The 7,664-nt window shown below is 68.1% G+C and carries 17 protein-coding genes and 1 pseudogene; 12 read left to right on the top strand and 6 right to left on the bottom strand.

What is annotated here, in order from left to right; all coding sequences use genetic code 11:
- The 4 genes from EV657_RS20830 to EV657_RS20820 form a co-directional block, all read right to left on the bottom strand.
- Positions 1-268 (bottom strand): hypothetical protein (locus tag EV657_RS20830; protein ID WP_134079747.1); only part of this gene is annotated, 268 nt, incomplete at its 3' end.
- A gap of 18 nt (positions 269-286) precedes the next feature.
- Positions 287-541 carry a hypothetical protein gene (locus tag EV657_RS20825; RefSeq protein ID WP_075787367.1) on the bottom strand — a complete coding sequence of 85 codons (255 nt, stop codon included), beginning with the start codon at positions 539-541 and terminating at the stop codon, positions 287-289.
- Positions 541-693 (bottom strand): hypothetical protein, encoded by a 153-nt coding sequence (locus EV657_RS21770; RefSeq protein ID WP_166673757.1) that lies wholly within the window; start codon positions 691-693, stop codon positions 541-543. The genes EV657_RS20825 and EV657_RS21770 overlap by 1 nt, the downstream gene beginning before the upstream one ends.
- A gap of 70 nt (positions 694-763) precedes the next feature.
- Complete coding sequence (locus EV657_RS20820; RefSeq protein WP_134079745.1) at positions 764-1,054, bottom strand: hypothetical protein; 291 nt, start codon at positions 1,052-1,054, stop codon at positions 764-766.
- A gap of 171 nt (positions 1,055-1,225) precedes the next feature.
- Here EV657_RS20820 and EV657_RS22415 point away from each other — a divergent pair, with 171 nt between their 5' ends.
- Entirely contained in the window at positions 1,226-1,435 is a 210-nt protein-coding gene (locus EV657_RS22415) for a hypothetical protein (RefSeq protein WP_243837769.1), read from the top strand.
- Between the two features lie 10 nt (positions 1,436-1,445).
- Here the strand turns inward: EV657_RS22415 and EV657_RS22850 are convergent.
- Positions 1,446-1,595: pseudogene (locus EV657_RS22850) on the bottom strand (helix-turn-helix domain-containing protein); the annotation flags it as partial.
- Between the two features lie 94 nt (positions 1,596-1,689).
- On the opposite strand from EV657_RS22850, the gene EV657_RS22845 reads away from it, so the two are divergent.
- The 9 genes from EV657_RS22845 (at position 1,690) to EV657_RS20775 (ending at position 6,172) form a co-directional block, all read left to right on the top strand.
- Positions 1,690-1,938, top strand: a complete 249-nt coding sequence (locus EV657_RS22845; RefSeq protein ID WP_134079742.1) for a helix-turn-helix domain-containing protein — start codon at positions 1,690-1,692, stop codon at positions 1,936-1,938.
- A gap of 104 nt (positions 1,939-2,042) precedes the next feature.
- A complete protein-coding gene (locus EV657_RS20805; RefSeq protein ID WP_075783949.1) occupies positions 2,043-2,324 on the top strand; it encodes a hypothetical protein in 282 nt (93 codons plus the stop codon).
- Positions 2,321-2,461, top strand: a complete 141-nt coding sequence (locus EV657_RS21765) for a hypothetical protein (RefSeq protein ID WP_166673756.1) — start codon at positions 2,321-2,323, stop codon at positions 2,459-2,461. Before EV657_RS20805 ends, EV657_RS21765 begins: the two co-directional genes overlap by 4 nt.
- 89 nt (positions 2,462-2,550) lie before the next feature.
- The gene (locus EV657_RS20800) at positions 2,551-2,823 is read left to right on the top strand and encodes a DUF2312 domain-containing protein (protein WP_134079749.1); all 273 of its coding nucleotides are present in this window, start codon (positions 2,551-2,553) and stop codon (positions 2,821-2,823) included.
- The gene (locus EV657_RS20795; RefSeq protein ID WP_134079741.1) at positions 2,823-3,368 is read left to right on the top strand and encodes a hypothetical protein; all 546 of its coding nucleotides are present in this window, start codon (positions 2,823-2,825) and stop codon (positions 3,366-3,368) included. Before EV657_RS20800 ends, EV657_RS20795 begins: the two co-directional genes overlap by 1 nt.
- Before the next feature lie 36 nt (positions 3,369-3,404).
- Positions 3,405-4,022, top strand: a complete 618-nt coding sequence (locus EV657_RS20790) for a hypothetical protein (RefSeq protein WP_112317520.1) — start codon at positions 3,405-3,407, stop codon at positions 4,020-4,022.
- A gap of 256 nt (positions 4,023-4,278) precedes the next feature.
- Complete coding sequence (locus tag EV657_RS20785) at positions 4,279-4,851, top strand: hypothetical protein (RefSeq protein WP_134079739.1); 573 nt, start codon at positions 4,279-4,281, stop codon at positions 4,849-4,851.
- Positions 4,848-5,513 carry an LIM domain-containing protein gene (locus EV657_RS20780; RefSeq protein WP_134079737.1) on the top strand — a complete coding sequence of 222 codons (666 nt, stop codon included), beginning with the start codon at positions 4,848-4,850 and terminating at the stop codon, positions 5,511-5,513. Before EV657_RS20785 ends, EV657_RS20780 begins: the two co-directional genes overlap by 4 nt.
- Positions 5,510-6,172 carry a hypothetical protein gene (locus tag EV657_RS20775; RefSeq protein WP_134079736.1) on the top strand — a complete coding sequence of 221 codons (663 nt, stop codon included), beginning with the start codon at positions 5,510-5,512 and terminating at the stop codon, positions 6,170-6,172. Before EV657_RS20780 ends, EV657_RS20775 begins: the two co-directional genes overlap by 4 nt.
- On the opposite strand, the gene EV657_RS20770 is transcribed toward EV657_RS20775, so the two are convergent.
- Positions 6,135-6,695, bottom strand: coding sequence for a hypothetical protein (locus tag EV657_RS20770; protein WP_134079734.1), 561 nt, complete (start codon positions 6,693-6,695; stop codon positions 6,135-6,137). The two genes, EV657_RS20775 and EV657_RS20770, sit on opposite strands and share 38 nt — an antisense overlap.
- Positions 6,696-6,888: 193 nt before the next feature.
- On the opposite strand from EV657_RS20770, the gene EV657_RS20765 reads away from it, so the two are divergent.
- Both EV657_RS20765 and EV657_RS20760 read left to right on the top strand, forming a co-directional pair.
- Complete coding sequence (locus EV657_RS20765; RefSeq protein ID WP_134079732.1) at positions 6,889-7,272, top strand: HNH endonuclease signature motif containing protein; 384 nt, start codon at positions 6,889-6,891, stop codon at positions 7,270-7,272.
- A gap of 119 nt (positions 7,273-7,391) precedes the next feature.
- A partial coding sequence (locus EV657_RS20760) for a P27 family phage terminase small subunit (protein WP_134079730.1) occupies positions 7,392-7,664 on the top strand: 273 nt, incomplete at its 3' end.

The raw sequence follows: 7,664 nt of genomic DNA, 5'->3' as shown, positions 1-7,664 counted from the left end.
CGGGCTTGGTCTCGGGCGGGCAGGGGCGGATCGTGACGACCCGAACCTCGCCCATGTTGATCGCCCCCATGGGGAGGAAGAACCAGTTCAACGGGCCGGTTGCGCGGTCGTGCGTCTTAAGCTCTTCCAGCGCGCCGAAGACGGCCGATTTCGACCCGATCCATTCGACGGTACTGCCTCCTCTCAGGGTGAATTTCAGGATCCAGTCCGGTTCGGCGTCCGGGGCCGTGTCTTGCAGCCTGTCGTCGGCGGTAATGTCGTCGGACATGAGGTGTTCCTTCCGGTTTCAGGCGAAGGGGCAGCGGCGGGCGGCTGCCTCCATCCAGGTGCGGGCGGCGTCGGCCCCGTCGCGGCCGAGGGCGGCAAGACCGAAAAGCTGGATCTCGTATCCGGCCCGTGCGGGATCTTCGGGCGCGGGCTGGGCGATGCCCTGGCGGCGCAGCGCGCCGCGGATCGCGGCCAGCTGCACCTCGGGTGCGGCGGATCGCCATTCGGCGACGAAGTCGGCCAGTTCCGGGGCGGCGGCGAGGGTCGTGTCCATCAGAGGCTTCCGTGGGCGATTCCGGCCAGCGTGATGCCGCCCCAGGCCGAGCCGACGAAGAGCGCGCCGATCAGGGCGCCCAGCAGCGCATCGCGCCAGGTCCCGAAGCCGTAATTTGCGGGAAGGTCGGGGATTCTGGGCATGCGGGGCATGGGGTCCTCCGGAGAGCGAACGGGGTCTGGGCATGGGATGCCCGCCCGCTCGGGGGCGGGGCACCGATGCTCAGAGACCGGCGTTTTCGCTGTCGTCGCCCTCGGCCTCGCCGGGATCGGCGGACTCGGGATCGGCGGCCTCGACCTCCTTCGGATCGGTGCCGGTGGGGGCGCGGTAATAGATGCAGCCCGGGGCGTGGGTGCGCTCGAAGGCGTTGGTGCCCGCGATGGCGGCAAAGCAGCCTGCCCCATCGGCCGAGGGCTGGCGGATGGCCGACAGATCCTCGGTGGCATTGACGGCGGCGAGCGCAGGCGCGGCCAGCAGGGCCAGCGCGGCGGTGGTGGTCAGGATGGTCTTCATGGGTGATCTCCTTCGAGTTGCTTCGATGGAGGCCATCAAATACCTGTCAGGTATATACCGGTCAAGAATAAAATATTCCCGACAGGTATTGCCTTCGGTCACAATGTCCGCTTGAACTCTCCGCGTCTCATGGCGGAGGGCTCCTGCGGGGGCAGTTTCCTGGAGGTTAGAGTGGCAGATTCAGCGAAAGAGTTCGAAGACCTGCTGGCGCAGATGGACCGTCAGACGCTGTTCGCGTTCATTGATTTGGCTGGGCCTGGGATGCCAGCAAGGTCTGCGCCAGATCAAGCCAGCCTTGTTGCCGGTCCTTCGGAAGACTTCGAAATGCTTCCAGAAGTGCAGTTTCTGCGGCGGACCGGTCGTCTGAAAACAGATCGCTGAGACTTACGCCGAGAGCTGCTGCGACTTGCCTGAGGACGCGGAGCGTAACCGCATCATTCCCGCGCTCGATCCTTGAGATCGTCGGTTGCTCAACCCCGGCGAGCTCCGCGAGATCGGCTTGGGATAGCCCTTTGGATCGTCTTATTTCGGCAACTCTCATGGCAGCATCCTACAGGCCCGTGACGGCCGAACAAATTCGTCACCGGTATAATTATGCTTGCAGGGTATATACCTGATGGGTATATCCTGTGGGCATGAACGCTCTCGCCTCGTATCTTCAAGCGCGATCACTGACCCAGACGCAGTTTGCGCGGACCATCGGCGTCAAGCAGCCGCTTGTTTCGAAACTGGTCAGAGGCCTGTCCCAGCCAAGCCCTGAACTTGCCGTAAGGATCGCCCGCGCAACGCAAGGCGTCGTGCCCTTCTACAGCTGGCCCGCGTACTCGCCGTTCAAACCACAAGAGGAGGGGGCAGCGGACTTTGAGAGGGGGGCAGGATGTTGAGCGCCGCGCCATGCTTTCATTCTGGGCGCAGCACACCGGCGGCGTCCTCTCCATCGATTTCGACCCCGAGTCATTTTGCACGAAGCCACCATAGGGATGTCGCTATGCAAAAGTCCTTCCAGAATTTGCGCGACCCGCAGGAGCGGGAGCGGAAATGGTTCGCCTCGCTTCTGTGGCGGTCTTTCCCCGAAGCGACGAGCGAGGCCGAGCTGGCCGATCTGGTGGCCGAGGCGCTGACCACGGCGCAGCGGCCGGTGAACCCGCGCACGGTGCGGAACTGGCTGCGATCCGAGAACGCGCCGGGGCTGCATTACGTCCTGGCGGTGCTGGCGCTCGCGGGCGCCGAGACCGTCTTCGAACTCTTCGACCCGGAGCAAACGGCATGACACTGGCAATTCGGATCTACTGGCGCGTCGCCGGACGCTTCAATCAGGTGCGCGCGGGCAGAGCCCGCGCCGCAGCCCGGCTTTTCGAGGCGCGGGCGGAAAAGTTTTTGGCGCGGTTCAAGGGGGGCCGGGCGTGACCGGCCCGACCGTCTCGCTCACCGGCCCGACCGGGGCGACGACCGGCCCGATCCCGCTCGACAGCTTTACCGCCGGGCTGCGGCCCCCGATGAAGGAGGCCGCCGAGGATGAGGCGGTGCGCGACCGGACGTACCGCGTCGCGGCCGACGAGTTGCGGGGCTTCATCGAACGGTTCGAGGCGCTGGCCGAAGAGAAGGCCGCCCTCGGCGATCAGCAGAAAGAGGTGATGGCCGCCGCCAAGGCGCGTGGCTACGACACCAAGGCCCTGCGCCGGATCATCGCGCTGCGCAAGCGGCACGCGGACGACATCGCCGAGGAAGAGGCGGTCCTGCAGCTCTATCGCGAGGCCCTGGGGATGTGATGGCCACGCGGATTTACACCGACCTCACCATCCGCGGCACGACCTATCCCGATGCGGCGACCGCCGCCCGGGCTCTGGGGGTGACCCCCGAGGCGGTGCGCTCGGCCGCGCGCAAGGGGCGGCTCGACCGGGTCGGCGCGGGCCGCAAGGGGGCCGAGCCGATGCCGGTCAGGATCCGGGGCGAGCTTTTTGCCGATGCCCATGCCGCCGCCGCCCGCTTCGGCGTGACGCCGCAGGCGGTCTGGAAGGCGCTGGCCGATGGCGATCCCGACCGGATCGGACGGCCCCAGCGCCGCCCCGGCCGCGACCCGCACCCCGTCGAGATCGGGGGCCTGCACTTTGCCTCGCAGCGCAAGGCCAGCCGCGCGCTGGGGTTCTCTGACGACTATCTCTCCCATGCCCTGACCCGGGGCGGCCGCGCCGCCCGCGAACGCATTCTGGCCGCCGCCATGGCGCTCTGCGCCCGGCAGGCCAGCGCATCCCGCACATCGTCACCGACCGGGCCCGCGCGCCCGGACCAGATGGAGGAGTTCCCCCATGGATAGCCCAAATCTGACGCGCCCGGACGGGGCGCCCGCGTGATGGCCGCGCGTCGCCATCTGGCCCCGGTCGAGACCGGCGGGCTGCCGGATTACCCGATTTCCAGCGAGGATCGGCTCGATTCCCATTTCTTCGTGCAATGGAACCTCAAGCGCTGGCGCAAGAGCGAGTTCCGCCAGCTGGCCGAGCCCGAGGTCGGCTGGTACGGCTTCCTGCTGATCTGCGAGGCCCATGACGAAACCCCGGTGGGCACGCTGCCGACCGACGAGCGGCTGCTGGCCAAAGCGCTGGGGATCACGGTCGACCGCTGGCACCAACTTTGCGAGCGGGAGATGACGCCGCTGCATGGCTGGTCGCGGGTGCGCTGCGACAATGGCGAGATCCGGCTGGCGCATCCGGTGGTGACCGAGGTCGCGGTCGAGGCGCTGGCCAGCAGCCGCCGCAACCGCGCCGAGGCCGAACAGCGCCGCCGCAACAAGCGGCTGAAGGATCTGCGCGAGATGATCGAGAAACGGATCGGGGCCGGGCAGCTTCTGCGCGGGCCGCAATTCCTCGACCGTTTCGACGACTGGCTGGCCGAGCGCTACCCCGAAACCCAGCGCCGCGAAGGCTTCATCCGCCAGGCGCTGGACGAGTTCACCGCGGAGATGGCCCGATGATCCGGTCAGGTTCGATCTGTGACATTCTGTTACCGTCACAGAATATTCCGGAACAATCACGGAAAATCACGGAACCGGACGGAAAAGTCACGGAATTTTCCGTGTTTCCACCGGGCGATCCCCTTTTTTTGCGCCGTTTCCGTCACCGCTGAAAGGAGAGGAAACGAGAAGAAACGAGAAGAGAAAACTGGTCGCGCCGCCCCGGACGGGGGCGCGGAGGGCCAGGCGGGGCGAGGCTGAGAAGAGGAAAGCGGCGATGGACGCGAAGGAACAGGCCGAGGGCGAAAAGCGGGTGCGGGGGCTGCTGATAGAGCCGCTGCTGCGGCGCGGGCTGGTGAAGCCGGGCGCGATGACGAAGGCGCAGTTCGAGGAGATGCTGGCGGATCTGGCCAAGCGGCTGGCCTACATGACCCCGCCGAACCTGGCCGCGCTGGAAGAGATGGCGGCGGCCGCGCCCGGCGGCAAGGACCGCGACCGCTTCCCCATCGCCAATGCGATCCTGAAGGCGGCGGCGCAGATCCAGCCGCCCGCCGACGATGCCTCGCCGCTGATCCGGGCGGTCTTTGCCCATGCGGTGGGGCGGGAGGCGCTGGCCGAGGGCTGGGCGCCGGAGCTGCTGGACGATCTGCGCCGCACCCGGCGCTGGCCGGGCGGCTATGCGCTGGGTCAGATCCGCCAAGCCGCGGGCGAGGCGCTGCGCCGCCACGCGCATCTGGCGGGAACGGACCCGGCCGTCCTCGATCCGGCCGAGGCGGCCTGGCTGCGGGACCGCGAGGCCCAGCTGGCCCGCTGCCGCCGCATCGCCGATCTGGCGGGGGCGGCGGCATGAGCATCCGGGCGATCCAGGGCAAGGGCGTGAACCGCGCGCGCGTGATCTGCGATGGCTGCGGGCGCGAGGAGGTGGTGACCTGCAATTACCTGCGGCGGCCGGGTCAGGCCTGGGCGCCGGACGAGGGGCAGACGAGGCGGAAGATGATCGGGCGGGGCTGGGCCGAGGTGAAAGGCAAGCTGCACTGCCCGGGCTGCGAGGCGAAACGAAAGGCGACAGGCATGACGAAGACGACGACGAAACCGGCCCCGGCCCGGGCGCCGGACCCGAAACCCGACGAGGCGCTGCGGCAGCCGACCCGGGCGCAGAAGCGCGAGATCATGGATCTGCTGGAAGAGGTCTATGACACTGCGGCGGAACGCTACCGGCAGGGCGACACCGACGCGACGGTGGCCGAGGTGTTGGGGGTGATGCCGGGCTGGGTGGCCGAGATCCGGGATGCGTTCTTCGGACCCGATGGCGGCAACGAGGATATCGCGGCGGCGCTCGGCCGGATGGAGGCGCTGGAACGCGAGATGCGGGCGGTGGCCGACGAGGCGGCGCGGCAGCGGGCGGCGGCCGAGAAGAAGCTGGCCGAGCTGTCGGTTCTGAAGGTCGAGCTCGACCGGATCCGGGTGGCGGTGGGGCCGCGGGCGTTGCGCAAGGCCGGGGTCGCGGCATGACGGCGGCGGCCCGGGTCAGGGTGTCGCCCGCGCCCCGGACCCGGCGCGCGATGCCGGTGCGGGCGGCGCTGGAATGGGCCTTCGGCACCGAATGCGCCCGGCTCGACCATGACGAGATCGGGGCGGTCGGCGGCACCGGCTGGCGGTCCTATGGCATGGAATATGTCGCCCTCGAACGCGCGCAGCTCGGCACCCGGGTCGACACGAGCCGCGGCCGGTCCCGCCCGCATGACGATGCCGAACTGATCGCGACCGTCGTCCGGAACACGCTGCCCTGGTACGCCGCGACGCTGGTTGCCGATCTCGCCCGTGCGGGCCGCACGCCCGACTGGATGCCCGACGCCCGCCCGCGGCTGAAGCCGGAGGACTGGACGGTGAACCGCTGGGGCCGCCACGCGAAGACGGCGAATGCGGCGATGCTCGGGATCGAGGGCTGGCAGCCGATCCCGCGCCGCAACCGCAAGGGCGTGATCGTCCACGACGCGGTGCGCTTCACGCCCTGCCACTGGGATCCGACGCCCTCGCAGATCGCGGCCGCACGCCGGGCCTATCTCGACTGGTGGGGCTATCTGCTGGCGGTGCAGGCGGCGCTGACCGGCGCGGACCTGACGCGGATCGAGGTCACCCGGGACATGCCGCCGATGCGGCCGTGGGGATAGGGCCCGTCTCGACCCTCTTTAACTGGCTTGTGAACATCCTGAGCTCGGCAACGGTCATGTCATCCCAGTCCACACAGGCAACGGTCGCCTCTGCAAGGAGCAGGGCGACGGTGCCTTCACCGTAAGACGGATGCGCCACCCGATCACCTTTTCGAAGAGGGCGCTCCGCGTGGTGGGCGATCATTGCCTCAAGTGTCAGCCCGCTTCCGCCTTGCGCCTCGGCCGTCAGCTCTTCCAGATACTCCTGCGCATCTTCTGGTTTAGGCCTGGCGATAGAGAGCGCGTGTCCGGCACATCCAGCCGCGAGGTAGAGCTCGCGTACGCGCCGAAGATCGTAGCCGGTTTCCTTCGCTATTTGCTCAAAGCTGTAGCGGACCTCGTCGTCGATCTGTTCAAGGGCCAGGGTGTTCCCATGGGCCTCCAAAGCGGCTGCGTCGAAGTTCCAGCGTTCGATCAGTCGAGCCAGGCTCTTGCTTTGGCCGCGATAGCTCTGTCTGGGAATGTGGATCGGAAATTGCAGCATTCGGAACACCTACCTTCAAGCGGTATTTTGACGGTCTCAAGTGCGCCCCGTGATGGCGAAAGTCGCTTTGACATGGGTCAAGAAACTTTTTTCTTGACGAGATTCCAGCCCGGTTGACATAGTGCGGTCACCCAAGCTGCGCCCGGAGCGGATCCCCCGCTGCGGGCGTTCTGCGTTCCGGGAGGCCTCACCCATGACGATCCGCAAGCTCTGCGCGGCCTCGGGCTGTGACGACCTCGCTGTGCCTGGCGGTGCGCTCTGCGAAGAGCATGAGGCGGAACGGATCGACCGGGGCCGCGCTCGCCGGGCGAAGATCAAGACGGCCGAAGAGATCCGGCGCCGCGCGAAGCTCTACGCGAGCCCCGCCTGGAAGAAAGCGCGCGCCGCGTTTCTTGAGGCCCATCCGCTCTGCGCCGATTGCGCGGGGCTGGGGCTGGTGACCCCGGCGACCGAGGTCGATCACATCGCCCGCCACGAGGGCGACCGCGCCCGGTTCTGGGACCGCTCGAACTGGCAGGCGCTTTGCAAACCCTGCCACAGCCGCAAGACCGCCCGCGAGGTGCTGGGGCGCAGCTGACACCGGGGGGTGTCCAAAAATCGACGGCCCCCCTCGGGAACCGCGCATGGGAGCTTTCCTGTTGCGCGGGCCGAATTGGCAAAAAAAGCCCACGAAGATAAGCCCATAAGGGAGGTCCGATGCGCGGTCAGAAGCCGAAGCTCGACAATGTCGTGCCGATGAAGGCCGACCAGACGGCGCCCGTGCCCGAGGCGCCCGGGTGGATGAGCGCCGAGGGCCGCGATGTCTGGGACCGGCTCGCCCCGGTGCTGGCGGCCAGGCGGCGGCTCGATCCGGCCTATCACGACCCCTTCGCCGTCTATTGCGAGGCGGTGGCCGATGTCATCCGCTTCACCGGCGATATCGCGGCCTTCGGCAGCTGGTACGAGGTCGCGACCCGGAACGGGCGGCAG

The organism is Rhodovulum visakhapatnamense, assembly GCF_004365965.1.
GTDB classification, from domain to species: Bacteria; Pseudomonadota; Alphaproteobacteria; order Rhodobacterales; family Rhodobacteraceae; genus Rhodovulum; species Rhodovulum visakhapatnamense.
This window is presented reverse-complemented; position numbering and strand designations above follow the sequence as displayed.

Excerpts from the sequence above, each read along its gene's own strand:
- EV657_RS20780 (WP_134079737.1), top strand. The coding sequence starts at position 4,848 with ATGAGCATCCGGGCGATCCAGGGCAAGGGCGTGAACCGCGCGCGCGTG.
- EV657_RS20820 (WP_134079745.1), bottom strand. The coding sequence starts at position 1,054 with ATGAAGACCATCCTGACCACCACCGCCGCGCTGGCCCTGCTGGCCGCG.
- EV657_RS20795 (WP_134079741.1), top strand. The coding sequence starts at position 2,823 with ATGGCCACGCGGATTTACACCGACCTCACCATCCGCGGCACGACCTAT.
- EV657_RS20775 (WP_134079736.1), top strand. The coding sequence starts at position 5,510 with ATGACGGCGGCGGCCCGGGTCAGGGTGTCGCCCGCGCCCCGGACCCGG.
- EV657_RS20800 (WP_134079749.1), top strand. The coding sequence starts at position 2,551 with ATGAAGGAGGCCGCCGAGGATGAGGCGGTGCGCGACCGGACGTACCGC.
- EV657_RS20790 (WP_112317520.1), top strand. The coding sequence starts at position 3,405 with ATGGCCGCGCGTCGCCATCTGGCCCCGGTCGAGACCGGCGGGCTGCCG.
- EV657_RS20825 (WP_075787367.1), bottom strand. The coding sequence starts at position 541 with ATGGACACGACCCTCGCCGCCGCCCCGGAACTGGCCGACTTCGTCGCC.
- EV657_RS20765 (WP_134079732.1), top strand. The coding sequence starts at position 6,889 with ATGACGATCCGCAAGCTCTGCGCGGCCTCGGGCTGTGACGACCTCGCT.
- EV657_RS21765 (WP_166673756.1), top strand. The coding sequence starts at position 2,321 with ATGACACTGGCAATTCGGATCTACTGGCGCGTCGCCGGACGCTTCAAT.
- EV657_RS20770 (WP_134079734.1), bottom strand. The coding sequence starts at position 6,695 with ATGCTGCAATTTCCGATCCACATTCCCAGACAGAGCTATCGCGGCCAA.
- EV657_RS20805 (WP_075783949.1), top strand. The coding sequence starts at position 2,043 with ATGCAAAAGTCCTTCCAGAATTTGCGCGACCCGCAGGAGCGGGAGCGG.
- EV657_RS21770 (WP_166673757.1), bottom strand. The coding sequence starts at position 693 with ATGCCCCGCATGCCCAGAATCCCCGACCTTCCCGCAAATTACGGCTTC.
- EV657_RS22845 (WP_134079742.1), top strand. The coding sequence starts at position 1,690 with ATGAACGCTCTCGCCTCGTATCTTCAAGCGCGATCACTGACCCAGACG.
- EV657_RS20785 (WP_134079739.1), top strand. The coding sequence starts at position 4,279 with ATGGACGCGAAGGAACAGGCCGAGGGCGAAAAGCGGGTGCGGGGGCTG.